Source organism: Paenibacillus azoreducens (assembly GCF_021654775.1).
GTDB classification, from domain to species: Bacteria; Bacillota; Bacilli; order Paenibacillales; family Paenibacillaceae; genus Paenibacillus_AQ; species Paenibacillus_AQ azoreducens.
On record NZ_AP025343.1, the window covers coordinates 6,955,574 to 6,975,020 of the forward strand.

Consider the following 19,447-nt stretch of genomic DNA (forward strand, 5'->3'; position numbering starts at 1 on the left):
AGAAGTGCCCGTTTGTATATGATTGTTTATGTCATGTGTTTTATTGCCCTAACTTCTTTATTCATCCTCCGTAAAGACCGGACGGATCTCCATTTCGAAGGTGAACGACTTCTCGTTGAACTGGTATTTATCAATCAGCCGCGGTCCGCAAGAGTTGGAGCCGACGCCGCTCATCTTGTAATCCAGATGCACGATCGTTTCGTCGCGGCGGACCAATTCGACATTGTGCTGAGCGGCCGTCAAGTCCTCCGGCGTGTAATGGCTGGCGTTGAAGGAGAAGGTATCCTTCGCCGTGAAAAGCAGGCCCACGCCCAGCTGATTGCCGACAACCGCCCATTCCGTATTATAACGGGAGCCATTTTCCTGCGGCATAATATAATCCTTATGCATTTGATCGACACTGAGGCGATATACATCCCGCTTCACGCTGAGCTTCTTATCGACATAACTTTCATGTGGTCCAAGGCCATAATAAGTAACAGCCTCGTTGCCCCTCGGCATGGTAAGCTGAAGTCCGAATCGCGGCAGGAAATCAATCGCTTCCTTCACCTCAACATCGGTTTTAAGCGTAATCGAACCGTCCCCGAGGAACGTCCATACAGCCGTTCCATGCAAAATATTGCGGATGGAATAACCGCCTAATGAGTAGCTGACCTTAATCGTAACCTGTCCGGCGGAAGGCTGTTCCCATGCGGCGCTGTAAATTTTGCAGACGGCCCGGTCAAGCCCATGGCTCATCCAGGCATGCTTCTCGTTGCGGTCATTGTCCGTCGGCGCACGCCAAACCTGAAAGCTTGCCGGCGCAGCAAGCATCTTCACTCCCTGCTTCGAGATGCCTGTGAGGGCGCCTAAGCTTAGATCAAACGTATGCTTGAAATCAAAACCTTCGATGACAAGGATTCGCCCATGCTCGGCGGCCTGGATCGTTCTCGAAGGACCTGCGGCATTCGCTGCGGCTTGACCTGCTTGCTTCGTACGGGATTTCACTTCAAACTGCCTGCTCGCCACTTCATGTCCAGCTTCCGCCCATGCCAGCTCCTCGTTCTGAACAAGGCTGAATTCAAGGTCGACGGCAGCTGTCACGGACGCGGGAATATTCATGTTGACGGCAATTTCCGCGCTGTCATGCGGAGCGATTTCCGGCAGGGCAATTTCCCCTTGCTGGAGCAGCTCACCTTCGGCGCGTAAAGCGTAGCGGAGGGAAAGCTCCCATAAGTAGGAGAAATCATACCGGTTCGTAATTTTGAACCGGCCCTTGGCGGCATCAATTGCTTCGATCGCTACCGGAGCGTAGATTTCCTTAAGCTCCAGCAAGCCGTTGTTCGGTTTGCGGTCCGGACTTACCAGGCCGTCTATGCAGAAGTTGCCGTCATGCGGCTTCTCGCCGAAATCGCCGCCATAAGCGAAGAAAGGTTTCCCCTCTTCGGTATACGTTTTGATGCCATGGTCCACCCATTCCCAGACGCAGCCGCCCATGAGTTTGGGATAAGCATACATAACCTCCCAGTAATCCTTGAGATCGCCCGGGCCATTCCCCATCGCATGGCTGTATTCGCAGAGAAACATCGGTTTTGTTTTGCTGTCGTCCTTTGCGTATGCCTCCAAATCAGGAACGGGCATATACATGCGGCTCTCCATATCAAGGCTGCTCTGATCATATACATGCTCCGGATCAAAGGATGCTCCTTCATAATGAACGAGTCTGGACTGATCGCGGGCTTGCGTCCATTCCGCCATTGCGACATGGTTTGGCCCATAAGAAGATTCATTGCCAAGCGACCAGATAATCACGCAAGCATGGTTTTTATCCCGTTCCACCATGCGGATCTGGCGATCCAGGAAGGCTTCCTTCCATTCAGGCAGCTTCGTTACCCCGTTGCCATCCTTTGCGACATAGTCGCCGTGGGACTCCAAATCCGCTTCATCGATCACGTAAAAACCGAACTCGTCGCACAGATCCAGGAAACGCGGGTCATTCGGATAATGGGATGTGCGGATCGTATTGACGTTATGGCGCTTCATGAGCTTCAGATCCTCAATCATATGCTGCAGCGGAATCGTTTGACCAAGCTCGGGATGGGAGTCATGCCGGTTCACTCCCTTCAACTTAATGTCTTGTCCATTGATGCGGAAGATGCCGTCTTTGATCTCGATCCGCCGGAAACCGATCCGAAAGCGCAGTACTTCCTCGCCGCTCGTCACATACACCTCGTATAGGTAATGATGTTCCGCGTTCCACAGTACTGGCGAGTCGATGTGGAATTCGAAAACTTGCTTGCCATCCACATTCCGGCACTCATTCAGCAGTTCTTGTCCAGGAGCGTCCATCAACTGAACCGTCACCGCCGCAGCGCCTGTTGTCTCCAGCTCTACCTGCAGCCGGGCGGATCTCAAATCCTCCGCAAGCTCCGTGCGGCAGAAAACATCGCGGACATGGGCTTTATCGCGCGCAAGCAGATACACGTCACGGAAAATACCTGTATAACGCCATTGATCCTGGTCTTCCAAATAAGAGCCGTCACACCATTTAAGCACCATCACGGCAATCTTATTGCTTCCTTGGCGTACATATGAAGCGATGTTAAATTCTGCGGGCACGCGGCTGCCTTGGCTGTATCCGACGTAAGCTCCGTTAATCCATAGATAGAAGCAAGCGTTCACACCCTCGAACATGATGTACGTGTCTTTACCTGACCAATTCTCGCCAACACGAAACTCCCTTACATACAAACCGGCAGGATTGTCGTCCGGCACATATGGCGGATCATAAGGAAATGGATAATTAACGTTCGTATATTGAAGCTGATCATACCCTTGTACCTGCCAGCAAGATGGAACAAGCAGATCATCCCAATCCGTCGTATCGAATGTTTCCCGGGTCCAATCGGTGCCGATATCTTTGGCCCGCCGGTTATATTGGAACTTCCAGCTGCCATTCAGTGTTTGATACCACGGTGAGCGGGCTCGTTTGCCCGTGCGTGCGCTTTCCACATCTCCATACGGAATATAGGAAGCGCGGGCTTGTTCGCGATGCTCTTGCAATATGGATGGGTTTTCCCAGTAAGGCTGTACGGTCAACTTTTCCGTCTCCTCTCAGCAAGAAAACGATGATAGCAGGCTTATTTTCCACCTTCAGCCGGATCTGATCATGCGAACGCTTAAACCTGTTCCCTACCGGAGGCGGCGTCTCCCTAAGTTTCATCGTTCCTTATCATTAGTTATGTTATATTAACATTATAAGATACCAATAAGCCTTGATGTAGAACGAAATATTCGTATTTACTTAACGATTTTCGCATATAGATAAAATGGAGGTGTAAAAGAATCATGGCAAACAAGCTTGGGTTTCTCATGCAAAGCGATACGATGATGCAGCTTCCGATTTATATGACGGGGGCGGGACATTGGAATCATCAGGAACCGATCCACCGGCCGGACGGCTACCCTCAGTTCCAATGGCTGCACTGTGTATCCGGCCAAGGCGAACTCAAGGTGGGCGGCCAGGCATACCGGGTAAAACCGGGTTCGGGCATGTTCCTATATCCCGACGAAGAGCATGCCTATTACAGTATGGAGAAGCCATGGGAAGTGTACTGGATCACGTTTATGGGACGGGATGCCGAGAGCCTTGCTCATTTGGCCGGTATAAATGCTTCCGGCGTCTATACAGTGCAAAGCCAAGAACTGATCCTGAATCATATGAAAAACGCGCTGTCCTTAACATGCTCCGACAAGCCGCTTGCGGGACTGGAATGCTCCAAGCTGGCCTATATGTTCCTCATTGACCTCATGACCGACAGGATGCATGCTTCCTCTACCGATCAAGGGTATTTGCGCCTGCAACCCGTTTTTGACTATATGGAAAACCATTATCAGCGGGATATTACGCTGCAGGAGCTCGCCGAACAGCTCAGGGTATCCACACAGCATTTATGCCTTCTTTTCCGCAAAATCCTGAACAAACGCCCCATGGAATACCTGAACCAGCTCCGCATCCAGAAAAGCAAGGAACGACTGCTGGAATGCCCAGATGCGCGGATCGGCGAAATCGCCGGGCATGTGGGGTTTACGACGCCGGGGTATTTTAGTACGCTATTCAAACGTATGGAAGGGATGACGCCGGAGGCTTTCCGCAAGCTGAATGGTATAAGGTGATTTTCTGCCTTGGTGAGATCTAAACTAGAAAAGGCATGGAGCCGCGTACGAAACCGTACAGACGTATCCATGCCATTGTTATTCTATCAGCCTAACTTTTGACTTTTCATATGTTGCAAATATCGGTGTGTCTCCGCCACAACTACCCCTGATAAACCTAATAGGGCAATCAAATTCGGCAGCGCCATCAGCCCGTTTACAATATCCGCAAGCAGCCAAATAGCCTCCAGTTTGATAAAAGCTCCAAAGGCGATCAAAAGGATAAATACAATGCGATACGGCAGGATGGATTTCACGCCAAACAGATATGTGATACAGCGCTCGCCGTAATAATTCCAGCCCAAAATCGTCGTAAACGCAAATAACATCAGACATATCGTCAGAATGATCGATCCGTACGGAATCGCGGCATCAAATGCCGCCTGGGTCATCATCGCCCCGCGTTCAGCTCCCTGCCAGACCCCTGTGACGATCAGGGTTAACCCCGTTAACGTACAAATAATGATCGTGTCAAAAAAAGTGCCTGTCATCGAAACGAGCCCCTGTTCCGCCGGCCACTTGGTTTTTGCGGCTGCCGCTGCAATCGGCGCACTCCCCAGGCCCGATTCATTCGAAAACACGCCTCGCGCCACCCCATTTCGGATCGCCATCATGACGGTTGCGCCAAGAAAACCTCCGCCCGCTGCCGCACCGTTAAATGCGCCCTCAAAAACAAGGGCTACTGCATGCGGGATTTGATCGGCAAATGTGATCAGCACGACAAAACTAGCAACGATATAAATGATGGCCATCACAGGGACAACCTTGGTCGACACTTGCGAGATGCTTTTGATTCCGCCCAAAGTGACTAATGCGGTCACCACTGTCATGATTCCCGCTGTCACGATCGCGGGGACTCCCCAGCTGGACTGCGTCGAAGATACGATCGCATTCACCTGCGGGAATGTCCCGATGCCGAACAACGCCACCAGAACGCCGCTTATGGCGAAAAATACGGCCAGCGGCTTAAATTTGCTGCCAAGCCCCCGTTCAATATAATACATCGGCCCGCCGGAGACCTGACCTTTATCATCCATCGTCCGAAACTTGACCGCTAATACCCCTTCCGCATATTTCGTTGCCATTCCGAAAAACGCGGCGATCCACATCCATAATAACGCTCCGGGACCACCAATTTGGATTGCGGTCGCAACCCCGACGATATTCCCTGTACCGACCGTCGCGGCAAGCGCTGTCGCCAAGGCGCCGAAGCTCGATACGTCGCCTTCGCCTTCATTTTTGGCCTTGAATATCAGTCTTAAGGCAAGCGGCAGCCTTATCACCTGCAGCAGACCAAGCCGGCAGGTCAGCCATATTCCTGTGCCTACCAATAAAATGAGCAGCGGAGCTCCCCATACCCATTGGTTTACCAGCTCTAATACATGCATTTCCTTTTCCCCCTCATGATGTTGCATTCTCCTAGACGACATGAAAAAGAGCCAAATCCAAGGATTTGACTCTGGGGACACATTTGCAGATCTTACGCACGCCAAGAATGTGAAACGATGCACATCTTGTGCGTGTTCAAATTCGGTAACCGATCCTGCAATCCCTGTCCTTTTACCTGAGAGTTTCCACACGTTATGGGATTCTTCCCCTCACGCGTATTGCCCCTTCGGTGCTCCATTGATGGAGTCTCTCCAGAGTTCTGTCCACTTACGGTCCTGCCTCCCAAGTCTGGGTACGATCCCAACTCTTTTGGCGCCTGAGAGTTTATGCCCCTTCGGCCAAGCTGCCGCTTGTCTCCCGTAAACTTCATCCAGTGTATATGCAATTTTTGATTGGTTACCATTATAGGATTGCCTGTACGATTTGGCAAGGATGTTTGTTTTATTGGATATAATTACCTTCCGAATGACTCAATGGCATGTGGTCCGTTTTGTACCGCCATTCGGGCAGAGGTTACCAGGACGATAGCTCCGTCCTTTTCCAGCTGTCTTTGGCAACGCAAACATATACATATTGATCGTCCCAAGCGATCTGCCCCTGACTGCAGGCTTCTTTGGACGAAGCAGGCGTATACTTGTTGCGGACGCGCAGCTTGTCCCCGTTCACATCAAGCTTGGTGTCGGGGTCGTCCGTGCCTATACCGACATTGCCGCCGCTGCGCTGCACGGTGAGTGCGGAATCGACCGCTTCGCCTTCATCGTCGTAACGGACAAACTGCAGGTCGGCCCCTGTATTTTCACCCGCTTCCTTCGAGCTGTCCGCCCGAACGGCCCATCTTGGCGTCGTCTCATTATCCTTGCCGGCTACGCTGAACTGAAGGTCCCGGTTCGTACCGGTTTCTCCTGCTACCCGCAAAATGCCGTTCATTACATTGAAGTTGGATGAGTGGGTGCGGATTTCGCTGACGTCAGTGTCATATGGGATTTCTAAACGAGTGAACAGCTGATTCGCGTATTCTCCTGTTGGCGACATCGTCGTCTCGAACGACATATGCTTATGATCATGCTGCTCCGGATTATTTGCTTTGTCATGGGAGATGATGGCTGTCTTGTCCATGCCTTTCTCATCGGCCCATGCGATCGCGGGTTTGGCCCGGTCCGCCGTCCATTGCAGCCGGATCATGTCGGACAGATGCCCTTCCTTCTCGATCCACTTCTGGTCGGTGGACAGAAGCAGACGCTCATTGTGCGGAACACGGATTTCACCGCCATCCTGCTCGGATTGTTCCGGGGTCACCTCTGCGCCCAGCTGTTTCGTCGTAAAACCCGTGCCCAACAGGCAGACGCCTCCCAATATCACCGTTGCCATCATCATCTTCGAGAATTTCATTGTTTCCCTCCCGTATCCGTCGCGATTGGAATTCATTAGCCTTTGCGAAATAAAAAGCTTGGACTGATCGTATATAAACATCGCTCGGCGCACAACCCATTTCGCGAAATGTCCCGAAAAAACGATGCTTTTCGCCTAGAACAGATAACCGGAAGACGATCATTGCAGGGAATGCTGCCAATGTCCCAGGCAGCATGCGGCATTGCTTTTAAGTACACTCTATCTCCCAACAGGGAAATCAACCCATTTAAACATCAAATTTCGCAATTTTCGTTTCTTATTTCCATTATATATGTATTTAGAATCATATTTCGGTTAAAATGTAAATAAAATAATGTGATATCTCTTGAAAGAGAGGAGTTCAGATGGCACAAGTACCATTTACACCTGAGAATTTGCCGTTAGGCAATGATCGTCTTAACCAGCTCATGTTCCTCCACGAGTTAATTGAAGCGAATAAAAAGGTTGCACAGTACCAAGTATTACTTCAAAATACAAAGCTTCCTTCACATCTATTATTAAATCCTGTTATGCTGAATGAAGCAGTACAATCGACTAAAATTGAAGGTACCCAAGTAACCTTGGATGAGGTCCTCGAAGTCGAGGCACACAGTAGAAAAAATAATAAAGATGTACAAGAAGTTCTAAATTATTATCATGCATTACGAGATGGAATGGATAGATTATCCATTCTCCCGATATCAACCAGACTATTCAAAGAAATGCACATAACTCTAATGTCCAATAATGTGCGAGGAAGCAACAGGTCCCCTGGTGAGTATAGAACGATACAAAACTTCATCGGACCCGAGGGATGCACTATTGAAACCGCTACTTATATTCCTCCACAACCTCATTTGGTCAATAGTTATATGAACAATCTTGAAATTTATATCAATAACCCGCAAGATGACCTTGATGAACTTGTAAGAATCGCCATCATTCACGCCCAATTTGAAACTATACACCCCTTTCTTGATGGGAACGGAAGAATAGGCCGAATATTAATTCCTTTGTACTTATATAGCAAAAAGGTAATTGACTATCCTAATTTCTTCTTAAGTGAGGCATTAGAACGGGATAAACACAAATATTATCGTTATCTTAACGACACTAGATATAAAGGAGATTGGAATCAATGGGTTCTCTTCTTCCTTGAAGCGATTATTCTTCAAGCAGACAAAAATATCAGGCTAATTAATGAGATCAACAAATTATATGATCACGATTTAGATGTAGCTCAATCACTCATCAACAGCAGCGGAGTCAAAAAGTTGATCGATGCTGTTTTTCAAAAACCGATATTTACAGTCCATACCATTTCATCCACAGCAGATATTTCAGAGGCAACCTGTAGAAGATATTTATCCATTCTGGAAGCAAACAGAATTATTTTTTCTGATGGCAAACAAAGGTTCAAAACATATTATTACTATAATCTGCTGGACAAATTACGGTAAGGCAAATTGAGAACAGTATAAAAAAAATCGAGTAGGAGGGGGTGACGAACCCCCGTCCTCTCACACCACCGTACATGCGGGTCCGCATACGGCGGTTCCAAAAGGTTAACGAAGTTCCAAATAACGAGAAAGCAGACTTTTCAGCCCTTTCGCTTCCCAATAGGATGTCGGAAGGGCGTTATTCATGTTTCGGGACATTTCCCAAGCTCCTCTGCGGGAGTTGGCCATGATGAAAGTGGCCCAGTCTGGCACGCCCAAGGCCCGGAGTTCTCGGATACGCGTACGTACTCGCTTCCATTGTTTCCATAGGCACATGCGCAATCTTCTTCGGATCCATTTGTCCAATCTCTCGTAGTGTTTCTGGGCTGAGGCCAGACGAAAGTAGCCCAGCCAACCCATCAGATAGCGATTGAGACGAGCAATCCTCTCTTCCATCGCTATCGGGCGGGTGCGGCTTGTGAGCTCCCGGATCTTCTCCTTCAATCGGTGTATCGTCTTGGGGGCTAGTCGAATCGTAGCCTTCTTGTTCGACAGAAAACTAAAGCCAAGAAACTTACGGTTCCATGGCCGGTCCACCGCGCTCTTCTCCCGATTCACTTTCAGTTTTAGCTTTCCTTCTACATAGCGTGTCACCGACTCCATCACACGCTCTCCTGCTCGTTTACTCGCGACGAAGATATTACAGTCGTCCGCGTAGCGGACAAACCGCAATCCTCTCCGGTGAAGCTCTCGATCCAGATCGTCCAGCAGGATGTTGGCCAAGAGTGGACTGAGCGGACCACCTTGCGGCGTTCCTTCCTCGGTCTTTTGGCAAACTCCGTTTTCCATCGCTCCGGCACTCAGGTAAGCTCGGATCAGCTTCAACACTCGCTTGTCCTTCACCTTCCGTGCCACCTTGGCCATGAGCATATCATGATTCACCTGGTCAAAGAACTTCTCCAGGTCCAGATCTACGACCCATCTTCGGCCGCTTTGGATATAGTGCTGCGCTTGCTTCACTGCGTCATGAGCCCGCTTTCCGGATCTAAAGCCGTAGCTGTACCACGAAAAGTGAGCATCAAACATCGGATTCATCACTTGTAGAAGCGCTTGCTGGAGGAAGCGGTCCATTACGGTCGGGATACCGAGCAGCCGTACGCCGCCTCCGGGTTTGGGGATTTCCACCCGTTTGACTGGCGCCGGCCGGTAGGTTCCCGCCAGAAGTTCGGCTTTCACCGTTTCCCAGTGAGTTTTCAGGTAAGCTTGTAGCTCGGCTACCGTTACACCGTCCACACCAGGACCTCCTCCGTTTTGGACCACCCGCTTGTAAGCGAGCCGAAGGTTATCTCCTTCGAGCATGTTCTCCAGCAGGTCGTTTTGGTCTTCGCGAGAGGAAGGGGCGACTTGTGCCGGTGAAGAGCTCGGCGCTCCAACATACCCTTGCGGCTTCACCGCTTCTCTCTGCTGGAAGCTCCCTTGCGGGATATTCGGCTGTCTTCGCTTTTCACTCGAACGCATCGGTTTCCTCTCTCCTTTCGGTTCGGCCCTTCCGTTTTCCGGTGTCCCGTACTCGCGTACTATGGCCTCTGCTGACTCCTGCGGGTTCAGCACAGCCGGAAGGCTGTGGTTACGAAGTGACTTCGCATTTTTTTCTCCCGCAGGTCTCCCCAGATAAGAACGTCATATTTCCGCCCGCGACCACTGGAGTTTACAGGAATAGCCTTTGGCGGCTTGGGATTTCGTTGTGTGAAGGCAACTCATCCGGCTATCCCTGCCTCGAATCCAGTTCGTGTACCTTGGCCCGTGCTTTTGCCTCCGGCTTCCTTCAGATTCTGCCTCGCGACAGACACCCTTGCCCTTGGCTAACGGTAGGCGCTCGCCAGCCCCCGTTCAGGACTTTCACCCTAGAGATGACGCCCATGCTGGGCGTACTTCGATAAAGGGCAGAATTTTTCTGCCCTTTTCTTTAGTTTTTTCCATATAACTTTCCAATACTTCACAGGGTAAAAGAGCAATTTAAGCTTTACTAATGCAGAAATCCAGCTTGATCAAAAACCTTCAGTATAATAGAATCGTACCTTTCTCTGGATGGAATTTATTGTTGATTCCATCTGAAGCAGCGATAATGATAATTTATTCGCTACAATGTCCAAACGATAGTTATTTAATAGCATTTGAAGCATACTTCTCTCAATTGATGTCAGTTGGTCCATAATATAATTTATATCAAATAAAGTCTCATCAAATGGAGGCGCCTCAAAACAATCTATTAATAAAAAATTCTCTTATTTGTTTAGGAATTTCTAGATAAATTGCTTTCCATTCCAACAGTTAGTAGTATAAACAATTATAGGACGATAATTTTATATAAAAGGCGGGAGATTAATGACAACCCAGCAACAAGCGGCTATGCAATCCATGATTGAATGGCTGGCGGATGAACATGAGCTCGGCCGGGAGCCTAGCAAAATCGAAATTGCCGGAGAATTTGATTTGCACGACATGCACTACTACATATTCAAGTATAAAAAATCGATGCTCGGAAAATGGCTGCTGGGCGTTTGCGGCGGTTATGAAGACCTATCCGATACGCAGCATTGCGGCCATGTGTTCAGCGAGATGCAGCCGTATGACCCGGCTACGGCGGAGCAAGAAGCAATAACTATCGTCGAAATGATCCGCGAGTATTGGATGAAGCAAGCGGCGGCGATCGAGGCGGAATCACAAAATGCAACATCGGAAGAGGAAGAAGCAGCCGAAGACGATTCATCCGGCATCTTTAACGGATTCGTTCTGCTCAACTCGTCAGAATGCGATCTGGAACAAATCAAAGCAAACCTGCTGCAGGATTGGGACATCTCTTGTCCGCCGCCGGAGGAAGAGGAGCAAAATGCCGCTAAAGAAAAAGACGGAACTCTTGTCTTTGACGTGGATGGCTTCATGTTGGCGGTCAGCTTTGTCGACGCTCCCGTACCGGATGGCGAAGCCGAATATTTCGCGCAGGCCAACTATTTGTGGAAGGATGCCGTCGAAGTCACCAAAACGCATGTCGCTCAGATCATATTAGCTGTCTTCACCCGGTCCGGCTCCCCGCTCGACAGCGCCAAACTGTACACGAAGCTTGCGGCCAGTTGTTTGAAACTTCCGAACGCCATCGGAATTTATACTTCAGGTACCGTCTTTCAACCCGAACTTTATCTGGAATTCGCGGACCTTATGAAATCCGATGATATGCTCCCTTTGTTAAATCTCGTGCATTTTGGCCTTGTCGGCACGGAAAGCGGTATGAGCGGCTACACCTACGGACTACGGGCCTTCGGCAAAGACGAAATCGAAATCTTGGACTCCCAAGCGGCTCCGAGCGAGCTGCGCGACTTTCTGATTGACGTTTCCGGTTATATCCTGGAACAGGACGTTACTCTAAGAGACGGGGAAACCATCGGGTTCTCGGCTGAGCAGAAGCTGCAAATAACCCGGTCCGAAGGGGTATATGTTAACGGAGATAGTTTGAAAATACAGTTCTAGTTCTATCCACCCTACCCAGGCAGATTCAATGGGACACAAGCCAAAGGACCTCAAATTCCGCAGCCTTGCGGGGGATGCGGTCCTTTAGTTTTTAATTTTCCTATATAAGTTGGATCATTTCTAACGAAACAGGGTATCGCTATTAAGCTAAATAAGTGCCGTTAACCCTGGTTTTATCCTAAATAACGATCTGTAGTTTCGTTAGATTTCATTTGTTCTTGTTTTTGAGGCATAGGTGGATATTGCATATTTTCTAATACAGCTATCTTTAAGCGTAATGTGGGCTCTTTTGGTGTCAAATGTACATTCTCTTCATCCTTTCGATCTTGAATAGAACAACTACACAGAATAAAGATACAGAACAAAAGCAGTAAAAAAGCCTTTTTAGTCATATAAAGCCCCTCTCTATGAATTTCCGTTGCTGTTAACAACAGTCTATCATTTTCGAGGCCTGCACTCTCCGTATATTTCCAATTTTGCTGTGCAATTCGACATGAAAGCCCACTTTGGCTAATTAATCAGCATTCATGATCAAATCGATCAATTGCTGCTCAATCCCGGTAATCTTATGGTTTTTCCGGTAGCAGATAAATTTCTCAAGCTCGCATCCGTGATGATCGATCACTTTGTAATCTCTTATCCCTAATGCGGCCATATCCGATTCGGGTATCAGGCTTACCCCCATGCCAAGCTGGCACATGCTGATCAAAGAATCCAACGCGGCAATTTCCACAAAATCCGTTCGGACCATTCGGCGATCCTCCAACAGTTGGTCGAACACTTTTTTGTAATAGCATTGACTGGAGGAAATAATCAGGTTCTCGCTTTGCAGGATAGAGTCCAGCGGCTTATCAATGTTTTTGCCGATCAACACTAGTCTCTCCGTCCCGTATTTCTTATAATGAAGCGGCCTGGCATCCGTTTTCCCTACTAAAAAACCGATGTCGATCATCCCGCTGGCAATTTCATCTTCAATTTTTTGCGTATTCCCTGTTTTGATGGTTACCGCCAAATTTTTATACTTGTCATATAATGTCCCCATCGCATGATTGAAATTTGGCGGATTCTTGCTTACCATCAGACCGATCCGCAGCATCGGGCTTTCTTCGCCCATCATGCTCCTGGTTTCTTCCCACAGCAATACGATCTTCTTCAATTGGGCATACAGCTTCTTTCCCTCTTCGTTTAACTCCATGCCCCTTGGCTTTCTGTAGAAAAGCTCTGTTTCAAATTCACTTTCGATCTTTTTGATTTTGGCCGTCATATTGGATTGCAGTTGATGCAGCTCTTGCGCAGCGGATGAAATGCTTCCATGCTCTGCGACCGCAATAAACGCCCTCATGTTCTCAATATCCAAATGACCTCATCCCTTACATATCATTTTTTTTGATATATAAATTAAATATATACATTATTTTTAATATCAAAGCAATATTATACTACTGCTAAAGACAGGAGGTTATTAAGATGAGGAAAATAAAAGTAGGCATTATCGGGGGATCCATTCGGAATCGATGGGCCAGTTCAACACATATTCCTGCTCTGCTCAAAAGCGAGCTTCATGAAATAACTGCCATTGCGACGACAAACATGGCTTCGGCCCAAGAGTCAGCAGATCAAATTGGAAAGGTCAAGGCTTATGACGATTATACGGAAATGCTTAAATCCGATGATGTCGATATGGTTATTGTCAGTGTGAAAGCACCTTATCATTTTGAAATCGTACGAAATGCGATCCAGGCAAATAAACACATATATTGCGAATGGCCATTAGCAGTTACAAAAAGCGAAATCGATGCCATTACGTCAGAGATCAGCCGCTCTCCGATCAAACACGCCATCGGTTTACAGTCGCGCCAGGCCGATGAAGTCAAATGGGTCAAAGAGCTGATCGATAACGATGAAATCGGAAGGATTCTGTCCGTAAACATGAAATCCTCGACGCAGGCTAAAGGGAACTGGGTGGATTCCGGCAGCAGCTACATCCTTGACCGCAGCAATGGAGCGACATTACTGACGATCAACGGCGGACATGCTCTGGATATTGTGAACTTCCTATTCGGGCATTTTACTGAGGTTCAGGCCAGTCACCATACTCACTATACCGAAGCCCGCATCACGGATCAGGATCGCACCATAAACAAAAACATAGAAGACCAATATCTCATCCAAGGAAAAATAAACAGCGACATCCCCATTTCCATTCATCTGCAGGGCGGAGCTTATCCTCAATTCATGTTGGAAGTCCAGGGCGAGCGGGGCATCATCCGGCTGTACCAGAACCGCTCCATCGGCCATCCGCAATACGGCGGTCTGAGCGTTTCCATGGCGAAATACGCTTCAAGCGGAGCGATTATCACCAGTCAAAATCATGATTTCACCGTTGTCATGGAGGATACGAAAGAGTTCCCCCTCACCAATGTGTATCGGGCTCATCAATCCTTTGCCGGAGACATCCTTACGGGCGGCCATCAGACCGCGGATTTCCATTATGCTGCATATTTGCATCGACTGATCGGCGCCATCGGGGAATCGGCAAGAACAGGCGAGAGAATAAGTCAGATTTAACATAAAAAAATCAACGCCAAAAGGGGCACCTCAAAGGTGTCCTTCTTTATAACTATTCCAGCCATAAACTCCCATCCCAATTTTATAATCCATTTACAAACCGAATGTATACTGTATGTACAAGCAGCTCATACTACATTGTTAAAAGAAAGGAATGAATAATATGGGAATCCATACGTATTTTCAATCGCTGACGGATTTAGAACGGATCATTCGTTGTCCAGGCAAATTCAAGTTTCAGAAGCATAGCGTATCGGAACATTCCTGGAAGGTCGTTCAATACGCAAAGACACTCGCGGACATTGAAGAAAGCAATGGGGTTACCGTAGATTGGAAGAAGCTGTACGAAATAACGAGCAGTCATGATTACGGGGAAATTTTTATCGGGGATATCAAAACGCCCGTGAAGCACTATTCGTTGGAACTGCGGGCCATGCTGCAGCAGGTTGAAGAAGGAATGGTCGCCCATTTCATCGATGAGCATATTCCTGCCGAATATCAGCCCATCTTCCGCAGACAACTGCGCGAAGGCAAAGACGATTCCGTAGAAGGGCAAATCCTGGAGGTTGCCGATAAAATGGATCAGATCTATGAAGCCTTCGCAGAGCTGCAGCGGGGAAATACGGAAAAAGAATTTATTACGATGTACCGCAGCGCGCTTATCAAAATCAAACAAATCAAGCTGCATTGCGTCGATTATTTTTTGCGTGAAATTTTACCTGATTTGGTTCGTGAGGGATCGCAATCTCCTATCGATATCGAACGGATTACGAATGAAGCGCTGGCCTCTGATCCCCGCTCCTAATCCCTCACGTTCTGCCCGGATTTTCCGCCTCATCATATCTTATAGGATGAATTCCTCTGCGCCGGTATTCAGCCGATAGCTGTGGGTTTGCCCAAAATAAGCTGTCATTCTGCCGGTTCTTTGCAATTTGCGGCCCCGACTCATAAGCATTCCCCAATGCTCTCATCTCTTCCGAATCCACGGCCGGATGGGTAACCAGCAAATACTGTCCAGCTCTCAGAGATTCAACTTGGTTGATGTGGTCCGCTACAGGGTCATCCCCATCGCTTACATCCAGGTCCTGAAATAAATAGTCCCCCCAATAAATAAGTCCTCTTGCAGAGCACCACGCACGAAGTTCATCCTCAAGCCCCGGAATGACCCAATCGGGCATCATATGAGTATCGACATAACGAATATGAAACCCCAATTCACCCAGTTTTTGAAACTGGGCTTCAAGTTCAGTCATCACCTCGGCCATGACAGGCGGATGCTCCTTGAAATATGAAGGGCTCTGGCTGAAAAAACCGCTGGTTTCAACCAAAGAAGGAACTGCTGCAGGGTCCGATACCGGACCCCATTTGATGTTGTCCCACTCCGCATTTAATACGAAGTGCAGTCCGAAACAAATATCGGTTCTTCCGGCAAACATCATCGCTGCTTCCTCAGCGGCAGGGCATGCCGCCATGACGGAGACATTCTTCAGTACGCCGCCTTCGAGCGCCTTCAGGATGCCCAAATTCGCGGAGTGATTGCTTCCGCAATCATCAGCTCTTGTGATCATGAAGATTGGTTTTTGCATGATACACCTCCAAGCGCTTACTCAAATCCCTGAGATATCACTTCACCGCACCCTCGGCAATGCCCTTGATAATGTATTTTTGAGCTATCGCATAGAAAATGACGACAGGAATAATGGTCAAGGTCAATCCGGCCATAGCCTGATTCCACACGATGGTAAATTCTCCGAAGAAGTAAAACGTCGACAGCTGAATAGTACGCAGTCCTTTATCGGAAAGGACGAGCGACGGAAGCAAGTAGTCGTTCCATGTACTGATGACATCCAAAATCGCTACGGTAATCGTAATCGTCTTTAACATAGGGAATACGATTCTCCAGAACACGCCGAATTTACTGCATCCATCTAAAGTCGCCGCTTCCTCAAGCGCAATCGGAACAGACTTGATAAACCCGTGATACAGGAACACGGCTATACTTGCATGAAAGCCAATGTTCATAAAGATCAGACCACCATGCGTATTCAGCATCGGGATATGAAGATGGGTCCGAATCCAGTCCATAACTTGCATCAAAGGCATCATCAACGTCTGAAAAGGAATCAGCATCGTGGAGATAAAAGCCATAAACATGAATTTACTCAATTTATTATCCGTTCTGACAAGCATCCATGCGGTCATAGAGGATAAAATGACAACGAAGACAACCGTACCGACGGTAACAAAAGCCGAGTTGCCCAAGACGGTCAGGAAGTTCATCTTCTTCATCGCTGCTTCAAAATATTGAAGGCTGAAGGACTCCGGCAGCGCCAGCGCATTATTATATAATTCCGCCCGCGTCTTGAAAGAGTTCACGATCATAATATAGATTGGCGACAAGAAAATAAGTGCAAGCACGACCAGCAAGATGGAGTAGATCGCTCTGCTTGTTCGTCTCATTACATCTGCACCTCTTTCTTTTTCGTAATGATCACCTGTGTCAATGTCACCAGGGCAACGATTAAGAAGAACAAAATAGCTTTAGCCTGCCCGACTCCATACCGTCCGTACCCGAATATTTCATTAAAGATGTTCATGGCGAACATTTCCGTCGAGTGAACCGGTCCGCCATTCGTTAGGGATAGGTTCACGTCGTAAATTTTAAACGCGCCGGACAACGTCATGAATAAGCAGATCGTGAAGGAAGGCATGAGGAGCGGGAATGTAATTTTGGTCAGCCTATGCCACCAATTCGCTCCATCGACCTTGGCCGCCTCCAACAGTTCATCCGGAATCCCCTGAATACCCGCGATATATATGATCATCGTGTATCCGGCCATCTGCCAAGTAAATACGATCACCAGAGCATATAGGGCAAAGCGGGGGCTGATAAGCCAGTTGAAGAAAATTTCCTCAAGCCCGGTCTTGCCGCCAAGAAACTTGAATCCATCCGTAAAAATAAACTTCCAAATGTAACCCAGGATCAAACCGCCAATCAGGTTCGGCATAAAAAAGAAGGTTCGCGCCAGCTTGCTTGTGCGCAGGCCGTTCGTCACCAACAGTGAGAAGGCAAGGCCCAGAAGATTCACGCTAACAAGCGCTAATAACGTAAATTCGAGTGTATGTCTTGCGGAAGAGAAGAACCGCTCATCATGAAAAATAGTCACGTAATTATCCAGGCCAACGAAAACTTTGGGGTTGGAGGCGATGCCATCCCAGCTTATGAAGGAATAAGCGACCCCTATGATGAACGGAATAATGACGACTGTCGTAAAAATAATGAACAAGGGCATCGTAAATAACCCGAACCAAAACTTGTCTTTTCTTTTCATTTCCACACACCCTCTCCAGCTCGGTTTATTTTGAAGCGGGGGGAATGAAGCACAAAAGCCTAACACTAGAAAATAGGGCTAGGCTTTAGTGTTTCATCCGCGATGTTCAGATTATGATTATTTGGCTGCTTTTGCCCATGCTGCGTCGAGATTCTTCAAGTATTGCTCTCCGGTCATATTGGCATTCAGGAAGAAATCGGCCGTTACAGGGGTCAGGTCATTTACGATAATGCCTTCAGGGAAGTGGTTCATCGCCCATGGAATCGTCTGGCCGCTTTTCGTCGCTTCGAATACAGCCTGGGACAATGGGTCCAAACCGTCTGCTTCGATATTGGTCATCGCCGGAATAAATTTAAACTCCTTCACGATGGCGTTTTTGCCGGTCTCGCTGGTATACAACCAATTCAGGAAAGCATTGGCCGCTTTGATTTCTTCAGGTTTGGCCCCATTATTAATGACCCAACCGCCTGGAATATCTACCGAAAGCTTGTTGTTTCCGGCAATCGGCAGCGGCATCATGCCAATATCGAGATTATCGTAATCCGCCAACATGCCGTAACTCCAGTTGCCTTGGTGTACCATAGCTGTTTTACCTGTTGCAAAGTCCCCCATCTGCGTATCATAGGTAACTTCCATCGGATTCACGGAATCTTTTTTAATCACTTCCATGAATTTGGCAAATTCCTGGAACTCTTTGGTATCCGCCATCTTGACTTCGCCTTTATTCAGCTTTTCGATAAAGGCCTGCGGATCCGCTTGCAGTGCAAACGGCGTATTCAAAATATGGCCGACCAGGAAATACGCTTCTTGGGAAAGACTCAAACCGTTGATGCCTTTGGCCTTCATGCTCTCCATCGTTTTGGTGAAGGACGCCAGATCGGTCACATCCTTGGGATCCACCAGGCTTTTGTTGTATACCAGGCCGAAACCTTCAACGCCTGTCGGAACACCGACGATTTTTCCATCTACCTCCAAAGCCATGTGAGGAGCAATATTTTTGACATAATCCTCATTGCTCATGTCGTAATAATAAGATTTGAATTTCTCCGTTTCCGCGCCGGATGCTACGCTAAAGATCGTAGGTCCTTCCTTAGCAGCCAGCTTGGCCTGCAGTTGTGTCATGTAGGCGTCGCCGGCGGAACCCCACACTTCAATTTCATTGCCGGTCTCTTCTTTATATTTATTTGCCAACTTTTCTAATGCTTCAGCAATTTCTACCTTGCTTTGGAAAAGCGATATTTTCGCCTGTTTTTCCGTTCCGTCAGACGTCTTCGGCGAATCCGAGCCTGAATCGGCGGAATCATTGCTTGTTTTGCCGCCGCAAGCCACCAGAGATGCAATCAATACCATCATTGCCAGGAAACCAAACGCTCTTTTTGTCCTTTTCATGCTTTCGCCCCCGTTAGATATTTTTGCAAAATCCATTCCAAAATCTTTTACGGATACAGCGGTTGAAAACCGGCGCGCATTTGTGTGATAACGTTTTCAAACTGCTGTTTTCCTTGCTTCTTATGATTCAATTATATTTTGGGTAAGGCTGTCTTCAATAGGTAAACTCTTCGCCTGAATAGGTAAAATATGAATCGAATAACCCCACAAAAAGTATCGGAA

15 protein-coding genes and 1 riboswitch are annotated in these 19,447 nt (G+C 48.0%); of the genes, 5 read left to right on the forward strand and 10 right to left on the reverse strand.

Translation table 11 applies throughout. The features are described from left to right. Positions 1 to 57 precede the first annotated feature (57 nt). Positions 58 to 3,078, reverse strand: a complete 3,021-nt coding sequence (locus L6442_RS31185; protein ID WP_212981359.1) for a glycoside hydrolase family 2 TIM barrel-domain containing protein — start codon at positions 3,076 to 3,078, stop codon at positions 58 to 60. A gap of 249 nt (positions 3,079 to 3,327) precedes the next feature. On the opposite strand from L6442_RS31185, the gene L6442_RS31190 reads away from it, so the two are divergent. Next, positions 3,328 to 4,155 carry an AraC family transcriptional regulator gene (locus L6442_RS31190; protein ID WP_212981358.1) on the forward strand — a complete coding sequence of 276 codons (828 nt, stop codon included), beginning with the start codon at positions 3,328 to 3,330 and terminating at the stop codon, positions 4,153 to 4,155. Positions 4,156 to 4,241: 86 nt separating this feature from the next. Here L6442_RS31190 and L6442_RS31195 read toward each other — a convergent pair whose 3' ends face one another. Both L6442_RS31195 and L6442_RS31200 read right to left on the reverse strand, forming a co-directional pair. After that, positions 4,242 to 5,582, reverse strand: a complete 1,341-nt coding sequence (locus tag L6442_RS31195; RefSeq protein WP_212981357.1) for an alanine/glycine:cation symporter family protein — start codon at positions 5,580 to 5,582, stop codon at positions 4,242 to 4,244. A gap of 154 nt (positions 5,583 to 5,736) precedes the next feature. After that, positions 5,737 to 5,848, reverse strand: a riboswitch (glycine riboswitch). A gap of 248 nt (positions 5,849 to 6,096) precedes the next feature. Further along, positions 6,097 to 6,972: a hypothetical protein gene (locus L6442_RS31200; protein ID WP_212981356.1), complete on the reverse strand. Its 876-nt coding sequence runs from the start codon at positions 6,970 to 6,972 to the stop codon at positions 6,097 to 6,099. Positions 6,973 to 7,337: 365 nt separating this feature from the next. Here L6442_RS31200 and L6442_RS31205 point away from each other — a divergent pair, with 365 nt between their 5' ends. After that, positions 7,338 to 8,432 (forward strand): Fic family protein, encoded by a 1,095-nt coding sequence (locus L6442_RS31205; RefSeq protein WP_212981355.1) that lies wholly within the window; start codon positions 7,338 to 7,340, stop codon positions 8,430 to 8,432. Between the two features lie 105 nt (positions 8,433 to 8,537). Here the strand turns inward: L6442_RS31205 and ltrA are convergent, their stop codons facing one another. Then, positions 8,538 to 9,929: a group II intron reverse transcriptase/maturase gene (gene ltrA / locus L6442_RS31210; RefSeq protein WP_237100140.1), complete on the reverse strand. Its 1,392-nt coding sequence runs from the start codon at positions 9,927 to 9,929 to the stop codon at positions 8,538 to 8,540. Between the two features lie 867 nt (positions 9,930 to 10,796). On the opposite strand from ltrA, the gene L6442_RS31215 reads away from it, so the two are divergent. Continuing rightward, a complete protein-coding gene (locus L6442_RS31215; protein ID WP_212979837.1) occupies positions 10,797 to 11,936 on the forward strand; it encodes a DUF4261 domain-containing protein in 1,140 nt (379 codons plus the stop codon). Between the two features lie 173 nt (positions 11,937 to 12,109). On the opposite strand, the gene L6442_RS31220 is transcribed toward L6442_RS31215, so the two are convergent. Together L6442_RS31220 and L6442_RS31225 are read right to left on the reverse strand one after the other, a co-directional pair. Next, positions 12,110 to 12,328 (reverse strand): hypothetical protein, encoded by a 219-nt coding sequence (locus L6442_RS31220; RefSeq protein WP_212979838.1) that lies wholly within the window; start codon positions 12,326 to 12,328, stop codon positions 12,110 to 12,112. Positions 12,329 to 12,450: 122 nt separating this feature from the next. After that, positions 12,451 to 13,293 carry a LysR family transcriptional regulator gene (locus tag L6442_RS31225; protein WP_212979839.1) on the reverse strand — a complete coding sequence of 281 codons (843 nt, stop codon included), beginning with the start codon at positions 13,291 to 13,293 and terminating at the stop codon, positions 12,451 to 12,453. Between the two features lie 110 nt (positions 13,294 to 13,403). On the opposite strand from L6442_RS31225, the gene L6442_RS31230 reads away from it, so the two are divergent. Both L6442_RS31230 and L6442_RS31235 read left to right on the forward strand, forming a co-directional pair. Continuing rightward, entirely contained in the window at positions 13,404 to 14,504 is a 1,101-nt protein-coding gene (locus tag L6442_RS31230) for a Gfo/Idh/MocA family protein (RefSeq protein WP_212979840.1), read from the forward strand. 163 nt (positions 14,505 to 14,667) lie between these two features. Then, entirely contained in the window at positions 14,668 to 15,309 is a 642-nt protein-coding gene (locus L6442_RS31235) for an HD domain-containing protein (RefSeq protein WP_194231781.1), read from the forward strand. A 4-nt stretch (positions 15,310 to 15,313) separates the two neighbouring features. On the opposite strand, the gene L6442_RS31240 is transcribed toward L6442_RS31235, so the two are convergent. The 4 genes from L6442_RS31240 to L6442_RS31255 all read right to left on the reverse strand — a co-directional run bounded on the left by L6442_RS31240 (position 15,314) and on the right by L6442_RS31255 (position 19,225). Further along, positions 15,314 to 16,090, reverse strand: a complete 777-nt coding sequence (locus L6442_RS31240; protein ID WP_212979841.1) for a ChbG/HpnK family deacetylase — start codon at positions 16,088 to 16,090, stop codon at positions 15,314 to 15,316. 37 nt (positions 16,091 to 16,127) lie between these two features. Then, entirely contained in the window at positions 16,128 to 16,964 is an 837-nt protein-coding gene (locus tag L6442_RS31245; protein WP_212979842.1) for a carbohydrate ABC transporter permease, read from the reverse strand. Further along, complete coding sequence (locus L6442_RS31250) at positions 16,964 to 17,836, reverse strand: carbohydrate ABC transporter permease (protein ID WP_194231784.1); 873 nt, start codon at positions 17,834 to 17,836, stop codon at positions 16,964 to 16,966. The genes L6442_RS31245 and L6442_RS31250 overlap by 1 nt, the downstream gene beginning before the upstream one ends. 117 nt (positions 17,837 to 17,953) lie before the next feature. Continuing rightward, positions 17,954 to 19,225, reverse strand: a complete 1,272-nt coding sequence (locus L6442_RS31255; protein WP_212979843.1) for a sugar ABC transporter substrate-binding protein — start codon at positions 19,223 to 19,225, stop codon at positions 17,954 to 17,956. Between the last annotated feature and the right edge of the window lie 222 nt (positions 19,226 to 19,447).

Excerpts from the sequence above, each read along its gene's own strand:
- L6442_RS31190 (WP_212981358.1), top strand. The coding sequence starts at position 3,328 with ATGGCAAACAAGCTTGGGTTTCTCATGCAAAGCGATACGATGATGCAG.
- L6442_RS31235 (WP_194231781.1), top strand. The coding sequence starts at position 14,668 with ATGGGAATCCATACGTATTTTCAATCGCTGACGGATTTAGAACGGATC.
- L6442_RS31195 (WP_212981357.1), bottom strand. The coding sequence starts at position 5,582 with ATGCATGTATTAGAGCTGGTAAACCAATGGGTATGGGGAGCTCCGCTG.
- L6442_RS31200 (WP_212981356.1), bottom strand. The coding sequence starts at position 6,972 with ATGAAATTCTCGAAGATGATGATGGCAACGGTGATATTGGGAGGCGTC.
- L6442_RS31240 (WP_212979841.1), bottom strand. The coding sequence starts at position 16,090 with ATGCAAAAACCAATCTTCATGATCACAAGAGCTGATGATTGCGGAAGC.
- ltrA (WP_237100140.1), bottom strand. The coding sequence starts at position 9,929 with ATGCGTTCGAGTGAAAAGCGAAGACAGCCGAATATCCCGCAAGGGAGC.
- L6442_RS31255 (WP_212979843.1), bottom strand. The coding sequence starts at position 19,225 with ATGAAAAGGACAAAAAGAGCGTTTGGTTTCCTGGCAATGATGGTATTG.
- L6442_RS31250 (WP_194231784.1), bottom strand. The coding sequence starts at position 17,836 with ATGAAAAGAAAAGACAAGTTTTGGTTCGGGTTATTTACGATGCCCTTG.
- L6442_RS31215 (WP_212979837.1), top strand. The coding sequence starts at position 10,797 with ATGACAACCCAGCAACAAGCGGCTATGCAATCCATGATTGAATGGCTG.
- L6442_RS31205 (WP_212981355.1), top strand. The coding sequence starts at position 7,338 with ATGGCACAAGTACCATTTACACCTGAGAATTTGCCGTTAGGCAATGAT.
- L6442_RS31245 (WP_212979842.1), bottom strand. The coding sequence starts at position 16,964 with ATGAGACGAACAAGCAGAGCGATCTACTCCATCTTGCTGGTCGTGCTT.
- L6442_RS31220 (WP_212979838.1), bottom strand. The coding sequence starts at position 12,328 with ATGACTAAAAAGGCTTTTTTACTGCTTTTGTTCTGTATCTTTATTCTG.
- L6442_RS31230 (WP_212979840.1), top strand. The coding sequence starts at position 13,404 with ATGAGGAAAATAAAAGTAGGCATTATCGGGGGATCCATTCGGAATCGA.